This is a genomic window from Pseudomonas neustonica (genome assembly GCF_003797945.1).
Taxonomy (GTDB): Bacteria; Pseudomonadota; Gammaproteobacteria; order Pseudomonadales; family Pseudomonadaceae; genus Halopseudomonas; species Halopseudomonas neustonica.
Genome location: NZ_RKKU01000012.1, coordinates 38,556 through 58,833, shown reverse-complemented (window position 1 = coordinate 58,833; position 20,278 = coordinate 38,556). Strand labels below are relative to the sequence as shown.

Below are 20,278 nucleotides of genomic sequence, written 5' to 3'. Positions count from 1 at the left end.
GTAATTCATGAGCCAGCGCCTTATCTATGTAATGGACCCCATGTGCTCATGGTGCTGGGGCTTCGCTCCGGTCATTGATGCCATTGCCGAGGCCTACCCTCTGTTGCCATTGCGTCTGGTCGCAGGTGGCTTGCGGGCCAACCACGGCGCGCCACTGGATGAGCATACGCGCGCGGTGCTGGCTGAGCATTGGCAGGCGGTCGCTGAAGATTCAGGCCAGCCAGTGGGTGATCCACAGTCGCTTCCCGGCACCTTCGTTTATGACACCGAACCCGCTTGTCGGGCCCTGGTCGTAGCGCGAGAGTTGGACCAAGCTAAGGTCTGGCCTTTTGTGCGCGCAGTTCAGCAGGCATTTTATATTGATGTTGAGGACGTCACGCACGCTGCTGTGCTGGTGGCATTAGCCGAATCTGTTGGTTATCCGCCAGCTGAATTTGGTGAATTGTTTGATCAGCAGAAGACCCGCGAGATGACCCTGGCCGATGTAGCCTGGGTAGCTGATCTGGGGATGGCGGGTTTGCCGATTTTACTTGCCGAGCGAGAAGGGCAGTTGGCACTCTTGGCTAACGGCTGTCAGCCTGCGGATCAGGTTTTAGGCTTATTGGCGCGTTGGGTCGAGGCAGGGCAAAAGGCGGGTGTGGTTACAGCCTGACTGCGAGCCTTGCTATAGCGTGCTCGCAGTCAGTATCTCAGCGCTTACTTGCGTGGCGAAACCAGTGCGGGTTTGGGCTTTTCTTCCGGCGCATGGAACAGCAGGAAAAGCTGAGTCAGCACGCCAGGAATGTGCTCCATCATGTCTTCGACCATATCCTGGTCTTCTTCAATCTCAATAAACTCAGGCTGATCAGCAAAGAGCCCCGAGCCAACCATCACGGGCAGCAGTAGTTCGCTTACCAGTTCTTCGTCATTGTTGAACCAGGCTTCCTCGCGCAAAAACACGCCTTCCATGAAACCGATACACCAGCTGCGCAAGTCAGAGTAGTCCGGCTCATCGCCGAGGCTCAGTTCGCAGGGCAGCTCCATATCCTCATCGCTGGCCAGTTCACGCGCCAGGCGGATTTTCAGCTCGCGCAGGGTACTGACGATATCGGTCTTCTGCTGATCGTCAGCATAGTTTGGGGTTTCGGCAAACAGCTCAGCCAGCCACTCGTCTTCAGCCACGTCTTCGGGGCTAACCGACAGGGCTGTCAGGTAGCCGCAGGCGGCCATATAGTCCAGCGCTTCATCGTGCAGGTCATCGGCGTCCAGGAATTGCTGTAGTCGCTGGAGTTGATCATTAAATGACATGGGACACCTCTCTATGATTATTCCGGCATTTTACGCATGCCCCCGGACAATTGCCAAAGACGTTATACTCGACGACCCAAAGAGTTGGTCCTGAATTGCATAGGAGTTTCATGCGCGAGCAAGCCCTGCAACAACTTCGCGACGTTTTTGGCTACGGCGAATTCCGTGGTCAACAGGCTGATATCATCGATCAGGTGGCCACCGGTGGCGATGCCTTGGTGCTGATGCCGACGGGTGGCGGCAAGTCTCTGTGCTATCAGCTGCCAGCATTGCTGCGTGATGGCTTGACGATTGTGGTCTCGCCACTTATTGCCTTGATGGAAGATCAGGTCGCCACCCTGACCGAGCTGGGCCTGCGGGCAGCTGCCTTAAATTCTACGTTGAGCGATGATCAGCAGCGCGAGATTGCGCGCCAGATGCGCGCTGGCGAACTTGATTTTCTTTATATGGCGCCGGAACGCTTGCTCAAAGCGCGCACCCTGAACTTTTTACAATCGTTGAATATTGCGTTGTTTGCCATAGATGAAGCCCACTGTGTGTCGCAGTGGGGGCATGACTTCCGCCCGGAATACCTGCAATTGGGGCAATTGAGCGAGCTGTTTCCCGGTGTGCCGCGCATGGCGCTGACCGCAACAGCAGATGAGCGCACCCAGGCCGAAATTGTACAGCGTCTCAAGCTGGAAGACGCCGCGCACTTCATGTCGGGCTTCGACCGACCCAATATTTTTTACCGTATTGTCCCCAAGGATAAGCCGCGTCAGCAGTTGCAACAGTTTTTGCGTGGTCATCGCGGCAATGCGGGCATCGTCTATTGCCTGTCGCGTAAGAAAGTTGAAGATACGGCCGCCTGGTTGAGTGATCAAGGCTGGCCGGCGCTCCCGTATCATGCTGGTTTGCCGCCAGACCTGAGGGCTACGCACCAGAAGCGGTTCCTCAATGAGGAAGGCCTGATCATGGTGGCAACTATTGCTTTTGGTATGGGTATCGATAAATCCAACGTGCGCTTTGTTGCCCACCTGGACTTGCCGAAAAGTATTGAAGCCTATTATCAGGAAACCGGGCGTGGTGGTCGCGATGGCCTGCCGGCCGATGCCTGGATGGCCTATGGGCTGCAGGATGTACTGATGCTCAATCAGATTATGGCCAACTCCGAGGGTGATGAGCGTCACAAGCGCATCGAACGGCATAAGCTGGACGCCATGCTGGCGCTCTGTGAGATGACCAGTTGCCGTCGTCAGGCGTTGTTGGGCTACTTTGGCGAAGAGCTGGCTAAACCCTGCGGTTATTGTGACAACTGTCAGGAGCCCGTCGCTACCTGGGACGGTAGCGAACCGGCACGCATGGCATTGTCCACTGTCTACCGCAGCGGCCAGCGCTACGGGGTTGGGCATCTGGTCGATATCTTGCTGGGCCGCGATAACGAAAAAATCCGCACTTCCGGACATCAACACCTTTCCACGTACGGTATTGGCAAGTCCTTGGCTGAAACAGAATGGCGTTCGGTGTTCCGCCAGCTGATTGCCCGCGCGCTGGTTGAAATCGATCTGGACGGCTTTGGTAGTCTGCGGCTCGCCGATAGTTGCCGCCCCTTGTTACGCGGCGAGGAGACCCTGTTACTGCGTAAGGATGTGACGCGTACTAGTGCGCCGCTTGGCAAGCCCGGCAACAAGGCAGTCATTGCCGACGCTGATCGCGAGCTGTGGGAGGCGCTGCGTGCCAAGCGCAAGCAGCTGGCCGATGCGCATGGCGTACCGCCTTACGTCATCTTTCCCGACAGCACCTTGGTCGATATGCTACGGCAACGTCCGGATACGTTGCAGGATATGGGGCTGGTCAGCGGGATTGGTTCGCACAAGCTGGAGCGTTATGGCGCGGACTTCCTGCAGGTGTTGCAGCAAACGGGGGCGGGTAGCGAGCTGGTTGAGCAGGACGCCAAAGCTCAGGCCCATGAAATCAACGCGCTGGTACTCTCGGGTATGAGTGCAGAGCAGGCCGCGCTGCAGGTAGGCAAGCCATTGAGGCAGGTTTACAGCCAGTTGGCACAGGCGATTGCCACGGGTGATCTGACGCTGGAGCAGGCTATTGATATCGGCCCGGCTCAGCTCGAGCGCATTCAGGATGCCTTTCTCAATCATGACGGTGAAGATTTGCCCGGCGTGCGTACCCTGGCGCGTGAACTGGATGAAGCTATAGACGAAGGGGTGCTGCATTGCATACGCGCCGCGCTGGTGGCAGAGATCAGCGGTTGAGAATGCTCGGGCGCAACCAGTAAATCAGAAGGTTTGCCCGAGCTTCATGTAAAAGGCTTCCTGGCCTTCTTCATTGGCGCCCAGACCAAAAAATAGTGGTCCGAGCAGTGTATCCATTCCCAGTAGCAGGCTGCCGGCACCGAAGTAACCGGTGTCGAAGCCTTCTTCATCGCGGTTGTAGACCCGGCCATATTCCAGACTGGTACCGACGTAGAGTGGTAGGCTGAGAATATCGAAATAGCTGGGGTTTAGCCGGCGGTAGTACACCATCCGTCCTAGTTGATAGTTTTGCCCGGCTAGTCCGTCTTGCCGGTAGCCTGAGAATAAGCCGGGGCCGCCCAGAATGAAGCTGCTTTGCGCCACGTTGACGTCACTGTCTGTGCGACCTATAAAGGCCCCCAGCTGCATACTGTTGAGACCAAAGCCAAACGCCTTGTTGGCTTTGATCTCAAATTGTTGATAGCGTTCATCGGCGCCCAGGTCGGGTTCTGATTGCCGCCAGCTGATGTTGGCTTCGTCGCCGGAGTGAGGGAAGTTCACGTTATCCAGGGTGTCGCGATTGAACTCGATACCGTAAAAGGCCTCTTCAAAGTTAATACTGGGGGATTCCGGGTCACCGACGCGGACTTTGGATTGCCCCCAGTAACGTGACAGGCCAAAGCGCACCTCACCGGTATTGGCTATCTGCCGACCCAGGTTGATGCCGGTACCGTAGCGGCGCTGGCGATAGTCCACCACCGGTATATCGTCCTGAAGCACTTCAACGTTGCGCGACTCACCGTCGACGAAGGGCGCGATAAAGTAACGCGAGCCATAGTCCAGTGGCTGGTAGAACTCGGAGTAGAGGATCTGGTGCGCGCCTACTTGCAGGCGTGTCAGCCACTCCGCGCCCAGCGGGTTGAGGCCGTTAACGCGGAAGCTGGCACCGATGTTGTATTGGCTGCCACCTTCAAAGTCATCGACCAGATTCAGACCCAGGCGCAAGTAGTCCGTGCCTGTGCGGCGTCCGGCCGTGTGGATAAGCAACGTATTGTGACCATCCTCGTGCACTACCTCGTAGGTGACGCGACTGAAGTAGTCGGTACCGTAAACGGTGCCCATGTCGGTCTGCAAGCGAGCGAGATTAAGCGGCTCGCCGACTTCTTGCCGGATCATGGCGAGTACCACTTCGTCAGCAACCTTGCCGCTGTTGTCGACTTCTATAGCATCAATGATTGCCTGGCGCTGGGGGCGAGCACTGGCAAGATTGCCGCCGCTAACCGGTTCTCCCGGGTTGATGAAAGACAGCGCCTGATGAGAGGTGCGCAGGCTGGCGGCACCAGCCTCTATCGCCTCGGCACTGCGTTCAAAGCTGTTAAAGCCCATATCACCCAGTTGTGGCTGTAGCAACAGATCCTGCGGTCCCAGGGTGGCCAATTGTTTCTCGGAGTTGGCGCGGGTCAGCAAGGTGGTGGTTTGATCCATGATGTCCAATACGCTTTTCAGCTCTTGCGTGGACTTCAATGGGGTGCCGATATCAACCACGATAACGCGGTCAACGCCCATGGCACGGGCGACATCAATGGGCAGGTTCTTGGATAACACGCCATCGACCAGTAGGCGGCCATCGACTTCTACCGGTGAGAAAAAGCCGGGTAGTGCCAGGCTGGCGCGAATGGCCAGGGGCAGGTGCCCATGATCAAAAATAACGGCTTCGCCGCTGGCGATATCCGTTGCTACCGCACGGAAAGGGATAGGTAGTCGGTTGAAATCGTCAATTTCGTTGGTATGCACCAACAGGCTTTCCAGTTGCAAGCCCAGGTTTTGTCCTTGCAGCAGGCCGAGAGGAAAGCTGAGCTTGCCGTGATCGAAACTCAGACGCTGTTTGACCAGAAAGTCGCGATCATCCTGCTTACGTCGGAAGGGTATGTCTTCGCGCAATGGCGCGTCGGCGAGGGTGTTCTGCCAATCCAGGTCAAGCGCTATCTTCTCCAGCTCTTCAGCACTGTAGCCCGCAGCGTAGAGACCGCCGATGACCGCACCCATGCTGGTGCCGGCGATCGCGTCAATCGGGATATTCATCGCCTCAAGCTGCTTGAGAACGCCGATGTGCGCGAGCCCACGTGCCCCGCCGCCAGATAGAACCAAGCCCGTACGCAAGGGTTCGGCGCAAGCCCAACTCGAGAGGGTGAGCAACAGTAGCAGTAGAGCCCGTTTCAGCATGCTTGGCTTCCAGACGACAGATAGCGTTATTAAAAGCGGCCATTGTATACGAAGGCCAGCCTTTGTGCGGCGCTCAAAGCAAGTTGGGGACTGTCATCGCAGAGACGTATTAGTGTCACAAACCAGTCACGCCCACTGCGTAGCCTGACAGCATCTTCCAAAGGAGATGGGCGTATGAACAGTGGCGTGTCGTTGCCGACAGAAAAGAAGCAGAAAGTGAAAACCTTGTGGATTTCGGATCTGCACCTGGGTACGCGCGGGTGTCAGGCTGAAAAGCTCGCAACCTTTCTCAAGTCCTATGATTGCGAACATCTTTATCTGGTCGGCGACATCATCGACGGTTGGCGCTTGCGCAAAGGTATTTACTGGCCCCAGTCGCACACCAATGTGATGCGGCGCGTTCTCACGATGAGCAAGCGCGGTACGCGGGTGACCTACGTTACCGGTAACCACGACGAGTTCTTGCGCCGCTATTCGAGCCTGCAGCTGGGCAATATCGAGCTGGTCGACGAGGCGATTCATACGACGGCCGATGGGCGTCAGCTGCTGGTCATACACGGTGATCAGTTTGACGTCATAACCCGCTGCCATCGCTGGTTAGCCTTCCTGGGTGATCATGCCTACGAGTTCAGTCTGGTCCTCAACCGCTGGTATAACCATTGGCGCAGCCGGTTTGGTTATGGCTACTGGTCGCTGTCTGCCTACCTTAAGCAGCGGGTAAAGAAAGCCGTCAACTTCATCAGCGACTTTGAGGATGGGATAGCCCACGAGTGCGTCAAAAGAGGCTATGACGGCGTGGTCTGCGGGCACATTCACCATGCCGAAATTCGCCATGTGAAAGGCATCGAGTACCACAACTGTGGTGATTGGGTGGAGTCCTGCACGGCGTTGATAGAGCACGAAGATGGTCGCATTGAGCTGTATCGCTGGGACGATGCCGTGCTACTGGAGCGCGCGGATGAAGCCGATGCGTTGAAGGCGAGAGCGGCGGCCTGAGCGGTGCCCTGGGGCAGGTGAACTGCCTTCGGGCAGGTTAGACAATGACTTTGTCCTTAAGCTTGCGCGCCGCCTGCTCCAGGGCCGTTACGATCTGATCCTTGTCGTAGTTGCGAATATTGTTGGTATCAAGATACATGGAGAAGCCCGCCATCTCGTGCTCAACAAAGGTCGGCGCAATACCCAGCTCGCGCCGCAGACCAACGACCTGATAGATCTGTACTGGTCGCGAAAAGCCCTTGACGCTGATCTGACCTTTGTCACGGCACATGATGATGTCTTTGATCAGCGAATAGGTTTCGTGCGAAATCAGGATTTCACCAGCGTCGGCGGCGCTTTCGAGCCTGCTTGCCAGGTTCACCTCGCGTCCGATGATGGTGTAATCCATGCGCGTGGCGGCGCCAAAGTTACCGACGGTGCAATAACCCGTGCTCAAGCCCATGCGAATTTCCAGCGGCTTGGTGATACCGCTGCTACGCCACTGTTGACGCAAGACCTTCATGTGCTTGCGCATGGCAATGGCCATGGAGACGGCGGCCTCTGCATCTTGCTTGACGCCACTGCTCTTCGGGTCACCAAAAAACACCATGACGCAGTCGCCAATAAACTTGTCGATGGTGCCACCATGCTGCAACGCAATGCGTGACATCTCCGTCAGGTAGCTGTTCAGCAGGTCGGTCAATGCTTCAGCTTCCAGCTCTTCTGCCAGTTCGGTAAAGCCACGAATGTCAGAGAAAAAGACGGTTAGTTTTTTTCGGCGCGTCTCCAGTTTGACCGTGCGTTTACCGGAGAAAATCGACGCCCACACTTGCGGCGACAGATACTTGGACAGGTTGGCGGCCAGCTTGGCGGTTTTCTCCTGCTCGGCACTGATTACCGCCTGAGCCGCTTCCAGATTTCTGCCTTGGCGATGGACGAAGGCCGCAGTCGTCAGGATACAGAGGCTGGTGCTGAGAATACTGGTTACCGAGACGAGCACGGAGCTGTGCACGTTAAGCTCGGGAGTGAACGCGGCTGCGCAAAGCAGCATGCCAGCAATGGTGAGCAGCCAACTGGCAATGAGATAGGTCGTACCGCCAGCGATCAGGCAAGAGAAGCCAAGTAGTAGTGTGAACATCAGGCTGGGCACAAAGTTAAAGCCCACTAGTGCCACGAACATACCGGTATGCAGTGCGTCCAGCGCGAGCAGAATCAGGCGCCGTGGTACCTGGTTATTGTGCATCAGCCATTTGGGTAGATATTGGGCCAACTGCGGGTAGGCAAGAGCATAGAGGATCGCAGCTAGAACAGTATTGGTATGGCCGTTCTCGACCAGCACGGCAGCAAAGGTCACCGCGACGGACAAATAGGCTATGACCCTGGAGTAGTAGCCTTCCAGTGGCGGTCTAACAGGAGTTATACGGCTTTTTGCAGTCATGATCAGTCGGTTTCCAGGGCCTGGTGAGATATCCGGGCTGGGAAATGCCAGTCGAACCATCTCGCTGGCTGATCATAATATGACTGGGTATCCGGGGGGAACACCAAGGTTGCCCCGCAATCGTGCGATCTGGGGTCTATTGACCATTCGTCAGGCGCGGCGCCAGCCAGTTAAATGCCGTACTTTCCTGTCTGGCGCGCTACTTTGGTGCGTTTTACACCATGGGGTTGATCCGTTGCCGGAGTCAGTCCATGGATTTGTAAATTGAGCGTTTTGGCTTGGCGAATACATTGCGTAGCATCGGCTCGAAAAACGCCAGCGGCTCACTTTCGTAGTCGGCGTCAAACGCGGTTGCGTCATATTTGGCGCAGAATTCGGCCGTGTATTGATACAACGGGTGATCCTTGAACTGGTCGCGCAGGTGACGATCCATGCCCAGGTGGTGAAAGAAATAATAGCCCTGAAAAATACCGTGTTTCTCGACCATCCACAGGTTTTCTTCGCTGACAAAGGGCTTCAGGATGGCCGCAGCGATATCGGGGTGGTTGTAGCTGCCGAGGGTGTCGCCGATGTCGTGTAATAGCGCGCAGACGACGTATTCCTCGTCACGGCCATCGCGGTGTGCGCGTGTGGCCGTTTGTAATGAATGCTGCAGACGGTCAATCGGGAAGCCGCCAAAGTCGCCGTCGAGCAGCATGAGATGGGCAATGATGCGGTCAGGCAACTGCTTGGCGAAAGGGCGGTAATGATCTGAAATGATGCCCCAGTCTTCGGCGGTACCTTCCTGCATCGCGCTAAAGGTTGCACGTTGCTCACCCATGGTTGAGCTCCTCTTATTGTGGTTTTGGATCAGGCTTTGTTGGCATCATAGTTCCACAAGGCGGGACTGACTGTCGCGCTGCTGACATTCGAAGTGTATGCAAGGTTAAAAGCGAATTCGTCCTGTCAGTGCATCACGTAACATGACCCAGTCGCCAAGCAAGCTATAGAGTGGATAGGTAAAGGTGGCGGGCCTGTTGTGTGCAAAAAAGAAGTGACCGACCCACGCAAAGCCGTAGCCCGCAACCGGGATGGCCAGCAGCAGCCACCAAACCTGAGATACCACTACGCAGGCCAGAATAAGTAGTACCAGAGCGCTACCGGCATAATGCAGGCGGCGGCAGATGTCATTCTGATGTTCGCTCAGATAGTAAGGGTAGAACTCAGCGAAGCTGCTCAATCTCTCTTCCGTGCTGTGGTTTTTATGTTGGGACATAGTAACTCCGGATCGGCTGGATTTATTCGCTGCAGGTTGTTCCTGAGGATTGCAATAGTGAGGCGTTGAATTGCCACTATAGTGTAGGCTGTCGCTATAGCCATGGCCTTGTGCGCCAGAACGCTATCTGCGTTTGGCAATTTATCTTGGTGGTAACTTTGTTCTATGATCTGGCGCCAATTAACATCGGTTTCACCGTCAAATTGATCATCCTTGTTGCGAGAAATCATGGGGCACGCTGAACGCACGACATCTGCTGGCTGGGCCAGGGCTATTGTTCAAGCGCTGGAGAACAGTGGCTTGAACGCGGCTGACCTGTTTGCTGATTTAGGCATAGAGGCGGCAGTGCTCAGCGATCCCGATGGGCGTATTCCGCAAGACAGTATGACGCGGTTATGGCGGCGTGCAGTGGAAATCTCAGGTAATCCGGCGATTGGCTTGAATATGGCGCAGACCATGCGCCCTGGCCATTTCAGCGTGGTTGGCTATGCCATGATGTCGAGTAGTACCTTGCTGGAAGGCTTTGGCCGTGTCGTTCGTTATCAGCGCATTCTGGGAGAGTCGGCGGATCTCGTACTTTCGGTCGAACCCGGTTTTTATCGCATCAGCTTTGGCATCCACGGCGATCGTGTACCGGCATGCGCGCAGAGTCGGGACGCGGCCATGGCTTATGCCTTGGCTTTTTGCCGTTGGATGACGGCGCAGCACATTCGCCCGTTACGGGCGACCTTCGATATGCCTGAGCCCGCTAACCTGAAGCCCTACACAGAGCTGTTTGATTGCCCGCTTGAATTTGGCGCCAGCGCGCATAGTCTGGAGCTGGCGCGTGACTTGATGGAGGCGCCGCTAGCCTCAGCCAACCCTATGCTGGCGCAGTTGCATGATCGCTTTGCGGGTGATTATCTGGCGCGTTTTGAAACGGACCCGATAACCCATCAGGCGCGGCAGGTTCTCTGCCGTTTGCTGCCGCAGGGTGAACCAAAGCGTCAGGCGGTGGCGACGGCGATGAAGATGAGTACCCGAACCTTGCAGCGACGGCTGCAGGAAGAAGGAATCAGCTTTCAACAGCTGCTGGAAAAAACCCGGCGGGAACTGGCGCTGCAGTATCTCGGTCAACCCAAACTCACACTGTTTGAAATTGCTTGTCTGCTGGGTTTTGCTGATCCAAGCAATTTTTTTCGCGCGTTCAAACGTTGGTTTGGGTTACCACCAGGTCAGTATCGCGAACAGGTGTTACTGAACGAGCGGCAGAGTCAATCGGAGGATGAATGTCAGTAGATGCTCTTAGGGCACTGCATCAGCGTGTTTCAGTACCCCGCCTGATAGGGCCCGCTCCTGATCCCGAGCAGCAACAGGCAATGTTCGACGCGGCATTGCGTGCGCCGGACCATGCCTATCTGCGGCCTTGGCGCTTTCTGGTCATGCAGGATGAGGGGCTGGAGGCGCTGGGTGAGCTGTTTGGTAAGGCGGCGCTGGCGGATACCCCGGATCTGTCGGCCGACACCTTGGCTCGCACACAGGGGTTACCGCTGCGGGCGCCGCTGCTGATCGTCGCCATTAGCTGCCATCAGGAGCATCCTAAGGTGCCCGCTATCGAACAGGATCTCGCCTGTGGCGCGGCTGTCAGTAATATGCTGATTGCGGCGCATGCGATGGGACTCGGCGCCGTTTGGCGCACCGGCGCGCTGGCTTATCACCCACTGGTGAAGCAGGGCTTGGGGCTGGCCGAAAATGAGCAGATCATTGCTTTTTTGTACGTTGGTCACCCGGCTGGTGAGCGCAAGCAGGTGCCGCAGCTCAATAGTGATGACTTCTTCCAGCGTTGGCCCCACAGCACCTAGTGCTGTGGTAACTCAACCACCGCTTTGAGTCCGCTGCCCTCGACACTGGTAAAGGCCAGCCTGCCCTGGTGGCGTGCAATGGCGCGAGCGGCAATGGTCAGCCCGAGCCCATAGCCGGTGTCAGGCGGCTGCCCCGGAAGGCGCACAAAAGCTTCAGTGAGCCTGTTCAGCCAAGGCTCCGGTACGCCTGGCCCTTGATCTTCCACGCTGATTTGCCAATGTGCCCCCTGTTTTTTTGCCTGGATGCGGATACTGCCGTCCTGCGGGCTAAAGCGCTGGGCATTGCGTAGCAGATTATCGAAGGCGCTGGCCAACTGATCGGGCCAGCCGCTCAGGCGCAGATCACTTTTACCTTCAAGAGTAATCTGTAGGTCAGGGCTGGCGAACTGGGCATCTTCAACCACCTGCGCAAGCAGCGGATCCAGCGCGAATGATTGGGCCGGTTCTGTCGGGCTATCGAGTCGACTTAGGCTGAGTATCGCGTCGATCAGACGGTCCAGGCGGTCGCATTCTAGATCCAGGCGCTGCCATAGCGCGGCGTCAGCATTTATCTGGCGCTGGCTACCCAGCGCCAGACCAACGCGCAGTCGAGCAAGCGGAGAGCGCAGTTCATGGGAGATGTCGCGCATTAACTGCTGTTGGCTTTCCAATAACGTCTGTACTTGTCCTGCCATATGTCCGAATTGCCGCGATAAATCGCCAATCTCATCTTTACGTTGGTTGACGCGGTCGAGGGTTTTGGCTTGGAATTGGCCACGACCCAACGACTGGGCTGCCAAGCCAAGTTCGCGCAGCGGAGCTGTCAGGTAGCGGCTAAGCAACAGACTGAGTAGCGCCAGTAGGCCCATGCCCATAGCAATATTGAGTAGCAACCGAATGGGGGCTCGCTCGCTGTTCCAGAGGCCCGGTTCGGCGATATGGACTGCCAGCAGGTAGTCATTGTGCTCTGTCTGCCAGCTAAGTTGCAGCATTCTGCCGCGCGATCGCGGCGGCTGCGGCATCGAGGGCCGTGGGCGTGCTTCATCGTTTGGGGCAAGACGTGGGCCGCGTCGCAGCGTGCCGGGTAGCAGGCTTTGCCCATTGCTATCGAACAGGCGCGCACTTATTTGATGTTGTCGCCGCTGTAGCTCAAGCCAGGCTTGTGCTGCAGCGGCGCCTTGTTGTTCATAGCGGCTGGTCAGTTGCGCGGCAAAGTCACGCAGAGGTGGGTTTAATTGCAGCAGCAGCCAGTCCTGCTGCAGTGCGCGACTGACCAGAAAGCCTGAGCCACCGACCAGCAATGTGGCGAGCCAGAGTACGGCAAAGACTTTCCAGAACAGGCGCATTCATGAACTCCGCTGGTGGTCGGTTATGGCTTAGCGCATGGGCGGTCGTCGCGGTGCTCACGACGTTCTGCCATGCGCTCGCGACGTTCCGCATGCATTGCTTCTGCTTTGTCTCGTTGCTCTGCCGTCAGCACAGCATCCATCCGTGATTTGGCTTCTTCGCGCAGCGCTCGCATCTTGGTGCCTTCTTCTGCTCGAATCTGGCGGATTTGCTCTTGTTGTTCGCTTGTCAGTGATAATGCTTCAGTCATGCGCTGCATGCCACGTTCATGCCGATCATTGTTGTCAGCGCCTGCCAGTGCTGCGCCAGACATCAATGTGGCAACGATAAGCGTGGCGGTAAGAAGGCGTTTTTTCATGGTATTTCTCCGAGTCGACCTGGCCGGGTTATCCCGGTCATTGGCTACAGAGTGTAAAGATCGGTATGTCAGCTATAGCCGGGACTTGGTAAAGATTTGGTAAAGATGGCTTTACCAGACAGGGTCAGGCGCTGAACAGGTAGCCGCGGCTACGAATGGACTGGATGCGTGGATGACCCTCTGGGTGCGCGCCGAGTTTGCGGCGCAGGTTGCTGATATGCATGTCCAGGCTGCGATCATAGCTACCCAGATTTTTCCCCAAGGCGCTGAGTGATAGCGTCTGGCGGTCGACCAACTGCCCGGGTTTTTCCATCAGGGTGCGCAGGATCAGTGCCTCGCTTTGGGTCAATTGCAGTGGCTGGTCGCCTAGCCAGGCGAGCAGGCTGTCGTAGTCGAGCTTGAGATTGCCCGCTTGTAGTTGGTTATTGCTGCCGGGTTGGCTGCGACGCAGTAGTGCTCGCAGGCGGGCGACCAGTTCGCGCGGATCGCAGGGCTTGGCCAGATAGTCGTCTGCCCCCAGCTCGAGCCCCAAAATCCGGTCGACCGGCTCGCCGCGGGCGCTCAGCATGAGTACTGGCGTTTTGCAGCTTTGGCGCAGCTGCCGAAGAATATCGAGACCATTCATGCCCGGTAGCATCACGTCCAGAATGATGGCAGCAAAATTACCCTGATTCGCCGCCTCTAGGCCACTGGGGCCGTCGTGGGCAGCGCTCAGCTCAAAGCCTTCGACCGCCAGCCAGTCTTTCAGCAGCTCACAGAGTTCCTGGTCATCGTCGATGATCAGTACTGGGTGTGGCGTCAGTTCAGCCATTCGTTGCGTTTGCGCCGCCCGATTTTTGCCAGCATGAAACCGAGAAACAGGCTGGCCGCAACGGTAAGGCCGCCGACCAGAAACCAGCGCTGGCGCTGCTGAACCAGAGCGGTCTGTGCACTCAGGCGCGCGGCTTGATTATTGTTGCGCAGCTCCTGGTTCTCTTGCTGCAGTTGCTGGAAAGACTCGCCTGGTGAGTTATTGGCCAATTGATCCGCAAGCCGTTGGCGTTCGGACTCTACTTTGGCCAGTTCTGCCTGCAAGGTACCCAGATCCTGCTCTTGATTGGCAGACTCATTGGTTACCGTGGTCTCTGTAGCCAGTTCTGCTTCCTGAGCGGGCGCAGCAGCTGCAAACATAACCGTACTGAGCAGCAAGGCCGGAGCAGAGAAACGTTTGAACATGAGCAATATCCTTGGATTAAGCTGGAAAGACACGCTTGAAAGGTTTTACCGTGACCTGTTGATAAACACCAGCCGCGACATACGGATCAGCATCAGCCCAGGCTTGCGCTTGCTCAAGTGAGGCGAATTCCGCTACCACCAGGCTGCCGCTGAAGCCAGCACTGCCAGGGTCGGCTGCATCAACCGCCGGGTGTGGGCCGGCGAGCAGCAGGCGGCCTTCGTTCTGCAGTGTCTGCAGGCGCGCGAGATGATCGGGACGGGCGGCCAAGCGGGCGCTCAGGCTGTCTACTTTATCGGTAGCCATGATGGCGTAGAACATTGCACTTCCTTGAAACGGTGGTTGTGTGTAGGGTGCCGGCTTGCTTGCGTCGAGCGCGGTTGGGCACCTGATATCGTTCATGTTGCTTAGGTATTGAACCAGCTTAGGCCGCATAATAGGCGAAAAGCGCGCTGTCCCGTCAAGCGCTGGACCCGAAGGAGAGTCATTTGTTAGCTGATTTGCATATGCATAGCACCGCCTCCGATGGTGCTCTGGACCCTGCCGAATTGATGCGTCGTGCCAGTGAAGCGGGCGTGGAGCTTATAGCACTGACTGATCACGACTGCGTCGATGGTCTGGAAAGCGCTGCCAAGACGGCTGGTGAGCTGGGTATGCGCTGGGTCAGTGGCGTAGAAATGTCGGCGCAATGGTATGGCCACACGCTGCATATTCTCGGGTACGCTTTCGACCCGCTCCATCCAGTGATGATGCAGTCCCTGGCTGAGGTGCGTGATGGTCGCTGGCGGCGTGCTGAGCAGATTGACAAACGCTTGGCTGCCAAGCGTATGCCGGGCGCCTACGAGGGTGCTGTAGCGGCGCAGTTGGCCGCGGGTGGGCAGGCAGATCAGCCACCGGGTCGGCCGCATTTCGCCGACTGGATGGTGACCGCCGGACATGTCAGTGATCGCGGCGAGGCTTTTCGTAAATGGCTGGGATCAGGCAAGCTGGGGGATATCAAGCAGCACTGGCCGACCCTACCTGAAGTAGTACAGCAAATTCGCAGCGCCGGCGGGATAGCGGTAGTCGCGCATCCTTGGCTCTACGGTCTCACGCGCAGCAAATTACGCGCCTTGTTGCGCGAGTTTGCCGCCGCCGGCGGTCGAGGTATTGAAGTGGCTAACGGCAAGCAGCCGGTCGAGCAGGTTGCCTATTTGGGCAAGCTGTGTGTTGAGTTTGGTTTTCTCGCCAGTTGCGGCAGTGATTTTCATACGCCGGATTCACCCTGGACCGGGCTTGGCAAAATGACCGCTTTGCCGCCAGATTGTGAGCCCGTCTGGGATGATAGGCTGTTTGCGAGCTAAACTTGAGTAGTGGCAAGCTAAACCTCGTAACCCAACGCAGAGTACCCTTAGATTATGAGTCAGTTTTTTCACGTTCATCCAGCCAACCCCCAGGCGCGGCTTATTCGCCAGGCTGCAGATATTATTCTGCAGGGCGGGGTAGTCGCTTACCCCACGGACTCGGCCTATGCGCTGGGGTGCCGTTTGGGTAATAAAGAGGGGCTGGAGCGCATTCGCCGCTTGCGCCAGCTGGATGACAAGCACAACTTCACCCTGGTGTGTCGCGATCTGTCCGAGTTAGGAGTGTATGCCAAGGTGGATAACACCATCTTTCGGTTGCTCAAGGCGACTACCCCTGGGCCTTACACCTTTATCCTCAACGCCACGACCGAAGTACCACGCTTGCTGCTGCACCCCAAGCGCCGCACTATCGGTCTGCGTATTCCGGATCATCAGATCACGCTGGACCTGCTGGCGGCGCTCGGTGAGCCAATGATGAGCGTCACCTTGATGCTGCCCGATGACAATCTACCGCTCACGGACCCGGAGCGGATCCGCGACTTGTTGGGCAAGCAGCTGGACTTGATCATTGATGGCGGTGCCTGCACTGTGGAGCCTACCACTGTGCTTAGCTTGCTCAATGGCGAGGTAGAATTGATGCGCGAAGGCCTCGGTGACCCGGAACCTTTTGGTATCAGTCGCAGTGTTCAGCATGAAGACTGAGCAGGAACGCTGACGTAGCCGGCAATATCGGTATAATCGCCCCCTAATCATAGCCACAATACTTTCAGGAGTTACCCTTGAGTTCTGTTGATTCGCAGCGCCGTGTTTTGTCAGGCATGCGCCCTACCGGGCGTTTGCATCTGGGCCACTATCACGGCGTGCTAAAAAATTGGGTCAAGTTGCAGCACGAGTTTGAGTGCTTTTTCTTTGCCGCCGACTGGCACGCACTGACTACCCATTACGAGAATCCTCAGGGCATCGAGCAAAGCGTATGGGACATGCTGATTGACTGGCTGGCGGCAGGTGTCAGCGGTAACTCATCCACGCTCTTTATTCAGTCGCAAGTGCCCGAGCATGCCGAATTGCACCTGTTGCTGTCGATGATGACGCCGGTCAGCTGGCTGGAGCGCGTGCCAACCTACAAAGATCAGCAGGAAAAACTCAAGGATAAGGACCTGGCGACCTATGGCTTCCTTGGGTACCCCTTGCTGCAGAGCGCAGACATTCTGATTTATCGCGCAGGCCAGGTACCAGTGGGTGCCGATCAGGTCGCGCACGTCGAGATAACACGCGAAGTGGCTCGTCGCTTCAACCATTTGTACGGCAAGGAAGTCGGCTTTGAAGAAAAGGCCGAAGCCGCCGTGCACAAAATGGGTAAGAAAGCGGCCAAGTTGTATAACAATCTGCGCAAGGCTTATCAGGAACAGGGCGATGCTGATGCGCTGGAAACGGCCCGCGCACTGCTGAAAGAGCAGCAGAACATCACCCTGGGCGATAAAGAGCGTCTGTTCGGCTTCCTTGAGGGCGGCGGCAAGGTGATCCTGCCTGAGCCACAGGCGCTGCTGACGCCTGACTCCAAGATGCCTGGCCTGGATGGCCAGAAAATGTCCAAGTCGTATGGCAATACCATAACGCTGCGTGACACAACGGATGAGGTGTCGGAAAAAGTCCGCCGCATGCCGACTGACCCCGCTCGAGTGCGCCGCACCGATCCGGGTGACCCAGCCAAGTGCCCGGTATATCAGCTGCACCAGGTATACACCGATCAGGCTACCCATGATTGGGTCCAGGAAGGCTGCCGTAGTGCCGGTATTGGCTGTATCGATTGCAAAAAGCCAGTGATTGACGCCATCAGTAGTGAATTGGCGCCAATGCAGCAGCGTGCGCGTGACTATGAAGACAACCCCGATGCGGTTCGTTTGATTCTCAATGAAGGTACCGAGCGGGCGCGAGAAGCGGCGCGCGATACTCTTATCGAAGTGCGCCAGGCCATGGGCCTGCACTACCGGCAGTGATGCATGGCTGATCAGCCGCAGGATGCAGCTGTCAGCTCCTCTGCTGATTCCGCCATCCGCCCCGCCAAGCCTCTTGCGCTGGGCGGTGGCGGCCAGCAGGAACTTCCGTTCGCCCTGGTTTACGGGCAGGCCTACACGGAGATGCCGCAGGACCTCTATATCCCGCCCGAGGCGCTGGAAGTATTTCTCGAAGCCTTCGAAGGGCCGCTCGACCTCTTGCTCTATCTGATTCGCAAACAGAACATTGATATTCTGGATATTCCGGTCGCGGAAATAACCCGTCAGTACATGGGTTATGTCGAGCTGATGCAGGAAGTACGCCTGGAGCTAGCTGCTGAATACCTGGTCATGGCTGCCATGCTGGCCGAGATCAAGTCGCGTTTGCTGTTGCCGCGACCCGAACGCGAAGATGACGAAGAGCACGACCCGCGTGCAGAGCTGATTCGTCGCCTGCAGGAATATGAGCGTTTCAAGAAAGCCGCAGAAGATATCGATAGCCTTTCCCGCTTGGGTCGCGATTTTCAGCTGGCCCAAGCCGAAGTGCCTGAGTACTCCTCGCGTCGTCCACACCCCGACGTGGATATGCAGGAGATGCTGCTGGCGCTGTCGGAGGTTTTGCGCCGTGCGGATATGTTTGAGAGTCACCAGATCAGCCGTGAGGCACTGTCTACCCGCGAGCGGATGGCGCAGGTGCTGGATAAGCTCAAGGGGGGCAACTTTGTGCCCTTTGTCAGCCTGTTCAATAGCAGTGAAGGCAAACTGGGTGTGGTGGTTACCTTTATGGCGGTGCTTGAGCTGGTAAAGGAACAGCTGGTTGACCTGGTGCAGAGCGAGGCTTATGCACCTATTCATATCAAGGCGAGAGGTGAAGATGAGTCAGCCACCGATTGAGCATATTCTTGAAGCTGCATTATTGGCTGCTGGTCGCCCCTTATCGCTGGATAAAATGCGCGAGTTATTCGATGAGGGCCTGCAGCCCGGCAACGAGGACCTGCGCAAAGCACTGGGCAAATTGACCAAGCACTACAGCTCACGTGCGATTGAATTACGTGAGGTGGCCAGTGGCTGGCGGTTGCAGGTGCGCGAGGCGTACACCCCCTGGGTAAGTCGCCTCTGGGAAGAGCGGCCACAGCGCTACTCCCGTGCCTTGCTGGAAACGCTTGCCCTGGTTGCCTATCGACAGCCGATTACGCGGGGCGAGATTGAAGATATTCGCGGCGTGGCGGTTAGCAGTCAGATTGTGAAAACCCTGCTTGAGCGCGAGTGGGTGCGCATCGTGGGGCACCGCGACGTGCCGGGCCGTCCAGCCATGTACGCTACCACGCGTCAGTTTCTCGACTACTTCAACTTGCGCAGCCTGAATGAACTGCCGCCCCTGGCCGCTGTGCGTGATCTGGATGAACTGGCCGCGGGACTGCCCTTGCAGGATGAAGGCGTTGATGCTGCCGCCGATGTGGATACGCCCTGGATGCCGGTTGAACCCTTGAAGCCATTGGAGCCGGGGCAGAGCGAAAGTGGCTTTCACCACCTGCTTGACGAGCTGAACTCGATGGAAGCGAATCTAAAGAGTGACTTTGATGACATGCCGGTCTCGGACATGCCGGTTGCGGACATGCCGGTCTCGGACATGCCGATACGCTCCGCCAGTGGCGCGCCGGCAGATGATGCGGATACTTCGGACGAGTGAGCTGGCTGGCGCGGCGCACTGGTGCTATTCTTCGCAACCTTGATTAATTCCTACACCGGGAGGTGCCCGCATGACTGATGTAACCGAAACCGAATCCCCCTCTATCCCAGTTCCTGGCGAAAAGCTGCAGAAAGTACTCGCACGCGTCGGCCTGGGTTCGCGCCGCGAAGTTGAAGGCTGGATTTCCGCTGGCCGCGTCACCGTTAACGGTCATGTTGCCGAGTTGGGCTGTCGCGTCGATAGTCTCGATCAGATCAGTGTCGATGGACGTCCGCTCAAGCGTGACTTGAACACCGAAATCGTGCGCCGCGTCATGCTCTACAACAAGCCCGAAGGTGAGGTTTGTACCCGCGACGACCCTGAAGGTCGCCCCACGGTTTTTGACCGACTGCCGCGTCTGAAACAGGGCCGCTGGATCAACGTCGGTCGTCTCGACATCAATACCACGGGTCTGCTGCTGTTTACGACAGACGGCGAGTTGGCTAACCGCCTTATGCACCCGTCCTATCAAATGGACCGTGAATACGCGGTGCGGGTGATGGGTGAGGTGGAAGACGAGATGATTGAGCGCCTGAAAGAAGGCGTCATGCTTGAGGATGGTCCTGCCAAGTTTACTGATGTGGTGGCTTCCGGCGGTGAAGGTATCAACCGCTGGTTCCACGTTTGCCTGTTAGAAGGTCGTAACCGCGAAGTACGCCGCTTGTGGGAATCCCAGGGTCTGCGCGTCAACCGTCTGAAGCGTGTGCGCTTCGGGCCGGTGTTTCTCGGGCCGGAACTGCCGGTTGGTCGCTGGCGCGAATTGAAGCAAAACGAACTGGATGCCCTGAGCCTTGAAGTGGGACTGGACCCGATCAAGCTGCCTGTGTTGAAAACCAGTGAAAAGGAGAAGCAGCAGCGTTTGGCGCGTAAGCCGTCGATGCACCAGGCCCGTCAGCCTCGCCGCACCAAGGTGCCGCGCAAATGAAGTTGAAGGACTAGTAGAGTTTAAAAAATGCGCCATATTAGTGGCGCTTTTTTTTGCCTTTTTTTTTGCCTTTTTTTTAATCGCCATTTTTTTGATCTTTTTTTTTGCAATTGTTTGAGGTGAGCAGGGTGCTTTGCTATTGT

20 protein-coding genes and 1 pseudogene are annotated in these 20,278 nt (G+C 56.9%); 11 read left to right on the top strand and 10 right to left on the bottom strand.

Annotated elements, in window-relative coordinates; all coding sequences use genetic code 11:
- The first annotated feature begins 7 nt into the window (after nucleotides 1-7).
- Complete coding sequence (locus EF096_RS10905; RefSeq protein WP_123889665.1) at nucleotides 8-652, top strand: DsbA family protein; 645 nt, start codon at nucleotides 8-10, stop codon at nucleotides 650-652.
- A gap of 44 nt (nucleotides 653-696) precedes the next feature.
- Here EF096_RS10905 and EF096_RS10900 read toward each other — a convergent pair whose 3' ends face one another.
- Entirely contained in the window at nucleotides 697-1,287 is a 591-nt protein-coding gene (locus EF096_RS10900) for a YecA/YgfB family protein (protein ID WP_123889664.1), read from the bottom strand.
- A gap of 110 nt (nucleotides 1,288-1,397) precedes the next feature.
- Between EF096_RS10900 and recQ the strand changes: the two genes are divergently transcribed.
- Nucleotides 1,398-3,536 carry a DNA helicase RecQ gene (gene recQ, locus EF096_RS10895; RefSeq protein WP_123889663.1) on the top strand — a complete coding sequence of 713 codons (2,139 nt, stop codon included), beginning with the start codon at nucleotides 1,398-1,400 and terminating at the stop codon, nucleotides 3,534-3,536.
- A 24-nt stretch (nucleotides 3,537-3,560) separates the two neighbouring features.
- On the opposite strand, the gene EF096_RS10890 is transcribed toward recQ, so the two are convergent.
- Nucleotides 3,561-5,738, bottom strand: coding sequence for a patatin-like phospholipase family protein (locus tag EF096_RS10890; RefSeq protein ID WP_123889662.1), 2,178 nt, complete (start codon nucleotides 5,736-5,738; stop codon nucleotides 3,561-3,563).
- Nucleotides 5,739-5,912: 174 nt separating this feature from the next.
- Here EF096_RS10890 and EF096_RS10885 point away from each other — a divergent pair, with 174 nt between their 5' ends.
- Nucleotides 5,913-6,734, top strand: a complete 822-nt coding sequence (locus EF096_RS10885) for a UDP-2,3-diacylglucosamine diphosphatase (protein ID WP_123889661.1) — start codon at nucleotides 5,913-5,915, stop codon at nucleotides 6,732-6,734.
- 37 nt (nucleotides 6,735-6,771) lie between these two features.
- On the opposite strand, the gene EF096_RS10880 is transcribed toward EF096_RS10885, so the two are convergent.
- The 3 genes from EF096_RS10880 to EF096_RS10870 all read right to left on the bottom strand — a co-directional run bounded on the left by EF096_RS10880 (nucleotide 6,772) and on the right by EF096_RS10870 (nucleotide 9,406).
- The gene (locus EF096_RS10880) at nucleotides 6,772-8,151 is read right to left on the bottom strand and encodes an adenylate/guanylate cyclase domain-containing protein (protein WP_123889660.1); all 1,380 of its coding nucleotides are present in this window, start codon (nucleotides 8,149-8,151) and stop codon (nucleotides 6,772-6,774) included.
- 244 nt (nucleotides 8,152-8,395) lie between these two features.
- Entirely contained in the window at nucleotides 8,396-8,971 is a 576-nt protein-coding gene (locus tag EF096_RS10875; protein ID WP_123889659.1) for an HD domain-containing protein, read from the bottom strand.
- Nucleotides 8,972-9,076: 105 nt separating this feature from the next.
- Nucleotides 9,077-9,406, bottom strand: a complete 330-nt coding sequence (locus EF096_RS10870; RefSeq protein ID WP_123889658.1) for an Mpo1-like protein — start codon at nucleotides 9,404-9,406, stop codon at nucleotides 9,077-9,079.
- 228 nt (nucleotides 9,407-9,634) lie between these two features.
- On the opposite strand from EF096_RS10870, the gene EF096_RS10865 reads away from it, so the two are divergent.
- Together EF096_RS10865 and EF096_RS10860 are read left to right on the top strand one after the other, a co-directional pair.
- Nucleotides 9,635-10,684 (top strand): AraC family transcriptional regulator, encoded by a 1,050-nt coding sequence (locus EF096_RS10865; protein ID WP_123889657.1) that lies wholly within the window; start codon nucleotides 9,635-9,637, stop codon nucleotides 10,682-10,684.
- A complete protein-coding gene (locus tag EF096_RS10860) occupies nucleotides 10,675-11,247 on the top strand; it encodes a nitroreductase family protein (protein ID WP_123889656.1) in 573 nt (190 codons plus the stop codon). The genes EF096_RS10865 and EF096_RS10860 overlap by 10 nt, the downstream gene beginning before the upstream one ends.
- Here EF096_RS10860 and EF096_RS10855 read toward each other — a convergent pair.
- The 5 genes from EF096_RS10855 to EF096_RS10835 all read right to left on the bottom strand — a co-directional run bounded on the left by EF096_RS10855 (nucleotide 11,244) and on the right by EF096_RS10835 (nucleotide 14,465).
- The gene (locus EF096_RS10855) at nucleotides 11,244-12,572 is read right to left on the bottom strand and encodes a HAMP domain-containing sensor histidine kinase (protein ID WP_123889655.1); all 1,329 of its coding nucleotides are present in this window, start codon (nucleotides 12,570-12,572) and stop codon (nucleotides 11,244-11,246) included. The two genes, EF096_RS10860 and EF096_RS10855, sit on opposite strands and share 4 nt — an antisense overlap.
- 23 nt (nucleotides 12,573-12,595) lie before the next feature.
- Entirely contained in the window at nucleotides 12,596-12,931 is a 336-nt protein-coding gene (locus tag EF096_RS10850) for a Spy/CpxP family protein refolding chaperone (RefSeq protein WP_123889654.1), read from the bottom strand.
- A 124-nt stretch (nucleotides 12,932-13,055) separates the two neighbouring features.
- Nucleotides 13,056-13,742 (bottom strand): response regulator transcription factor, encoded by a 687-nt coding sequence (locus tag EF096_RS10845; protein WP_123889653.1) that lies wholly within the window; start codon nucleotides 13,740-13,742, stop codon nucleotides 13,056-13,058.
- On the bottom strand, nucleotides 13,730-14,146 hold the full coding sequence (locus tag EF096_RS10840) for a hypothetical protein (RefSeq protein ID WP_123889652.1): 417 nt from the start codon (nucleotides 14,144-14,146) through the stop codon (nucleotides 13,730-13,732). The genes EF096_RS10845 and EF096_RS10840 overlap by 13 nt, the downstream gene beginning before the upstream one ends.
- 16 nt (nucleotides 14,147-14,162) lie before the next feature.
- On the bottom strand, nucleotides 14,163-14,465 hold the full coding sequence (locus tag EF096_RS10835; protein WP_123889651.1) for a YciI family protein: 303 nt from the start codon (nucleotides 14,463-14,465) through the stop codon (nucleotides 14,163-14,165).
- A 167-nt stretch (nucleotides 14,466-14,632) separates the two neighbouring features.
- On the opposite strand from EF096_RS10835, the gene EF096_RS10830 reads away from it, so the two are divergent.
- The 6 genes and pseudogenes from EF096_RS10830 to rluB form a co-directional block, all read left to right on the top strand.
- The gene (locus tag EF096_RS10830; RefSeq protein WP_123889650.1) at nucleotides 14,633-15,487 is read left to right on the top strand and encodes a PHP domain-containing protein; all 855 of its coding nucleotides are present in this window, start codon (nucleotides 14,633-14,635) and stop codon (nucleotides 15,485-15,487) included.
- Between the two features lie 54 nt (nucleotides 15,488-15,541).
- On the top strand, nucleotides 15,542-16,189 hold the full coding sequence (locus EF096_RS10825) for an L-threonylcarbamoyladenylate synthase (protein ID WP_123889649.1): 648 nt from the start codon (nucleotides 15,542-15,544) through the stop codon (nucleotides 16,187-16,189).
- A gap of 77 nt (nucleotides 16,190-16,266) precedes the next feature.
- A complete protein-coding gene (locus tag EF096_RS10820; protein WP_123889648.1) occupies nucleotides 16,267-17,484 on the top strand; it encodes a tryptophan--tRNA ligase in 1,218 nt (405 codons plus the stop codon).
- A gap of 174 nt (nucleotides 17,485-17,658) precedes the next feature.
- Entirely contained in the window at nucleotides 17,659-18,375 is a 717-nt protein-coding gene (locus EF096_RS10815; protein ID WP_372237894.1) for a segregation and condensation protein A, read from the top strand.
- Complete coding sequence (gene scpB, locus EF096_RS10810; RefSeq protein ID WP_372237892.1) at nucleotides 18,350-19,171, top strand: SMC-Scp complex subunit ScpB; 822 nt, start codon at nucleotides 18,350-18,352, stop codon at nucleotides 19,169-19,171. The genes EF096_RS10815 and scpB overlap by 26 nt, the downstream gene beginning before the upstream one ends.
- Before the next feature lie 70 nt (nucleotides 19,172-19,241).
- Nucleotides 19,242-20,129, top strand: a pseudogene (gene rluB / locus EF096_RS10805) (23S rRNA pseudouridine(2605) synthase RluB); the annotation flags it as partial.
- Between the last annotated feature and the right edge of the window lie 149 nt (nucleotides 20,130-20,278).

Bases quoted from the DNA above. Each gene is read 5' to 3' on its own strand.
- EF096_RS10865 (WP_123889657.1), top strand. From the start codon at position 9,635: ATGGGGCACGCTGAACGCACGACATCTGCTGGCTGGGCCAGGGCTATT.
- EF096_RS10825 (WP_123889649.1), top strand. From the start codon at position 15,542: ATGAGTCAGTTTTTTCACGTTCATCCAGCCAACCCCCAGGCGCGGCTT.
- EF096_RS10905 (WP_123889665.1), top strand. From the start codon at position 8: ATGAGCCAGCGCCTTATCTATGTAATGGACCCCATGTGCTCATGGTGC.
- EF096_RS10880 (WP_123889660.1), bottom strand. From the start codon at position 8,151: ATGACTGCAAAAAGCCGTATAACTCCTGTTAGACCGCCACTGGAAGGC.
- EF096_RS10840 (WP_123889652.1), bottom strand. From the start codon at position 14,146: ATGTTCAAACGTTTCTCTGCTCCGGCCTTGCTGCTCAGTACGGTTATG.
- EF096_RS10845 (WP_123889653.1), bottom strand. From the start codon at position 13,742: ATGGCTGAACTGACGCCACACCCAGTACTGATCATCGACGATGACCAG.
- EF096_RS10875 (WP_123889659.1), bottom strand. From the start codon at position 8,971: ATGGGTGAGCAACGTGCAACCTTTAGCGCGATGCAGGAAGGTACCGCC.
- EF096_RS10855 (WP_123889655.1), bottom strand. From the start codon at position 12,572: ATGCGCCTGTTCTGGAAAGTCTTTGCCGTACTCTGGCTCGCCACATTG.
- EF096_RS10850 (WP_123889654.1), bottom strand. From the start codon at position 12,931: ATGAAAAAACGCCTTCTTACCGCCACGCTTATCGTTGCCACATTGATG.
- EF096_RS10860 (WP_123889656.1), top strand. From the start codon at position 10,675: ATGTCAGTAGATGCTCTTAGGGCACTGCATCAGCGTGTTTCAGTACCC.
- EF096_RS10835 (WP_123889651.1), bottom strand. From the start codon at position 14,465: ATGTTCTACGCCATCATGGCTACCGATAAAGTAGACAGCCTGAGCGCC.
- EF096_RS10885 (WP_123889661.1), top strand. From the start codon at position 5,913: ATGAACAGTGGCGTGTCGTTGCCGACAGAAAAGAAGCAGAAAGTGAAA.
- EF096_RS10890 (WP_123889662.1), bottom strand. From the start codon at position 5,738: ATGCTGAAACGGGCTCTACTGCTACTGTTGCTCACCCTCTCGAGTTGG.
- EF096_RS10900 (WP_123889664.1), bottom strand. From the start codon at position 1,287: ATGTCATTTAATGATCAACTCCAGCGACTACAGCAATTCCTGGACGCC.
- EF096_RS10870 (WP_123889658.1), bottom strand. From the start codon at position 9,406: ATGTCCCAACATAAAAACCACAGCACGGAAGAGAGATTGAGCAGCTTC.
- recQ (WP_123889663.1), top strand. From the start codon at position 1,398: ATGCGCGAGCAAGCCCTGCAACAACTTCGCGACGTTTTTGGCTACGGC.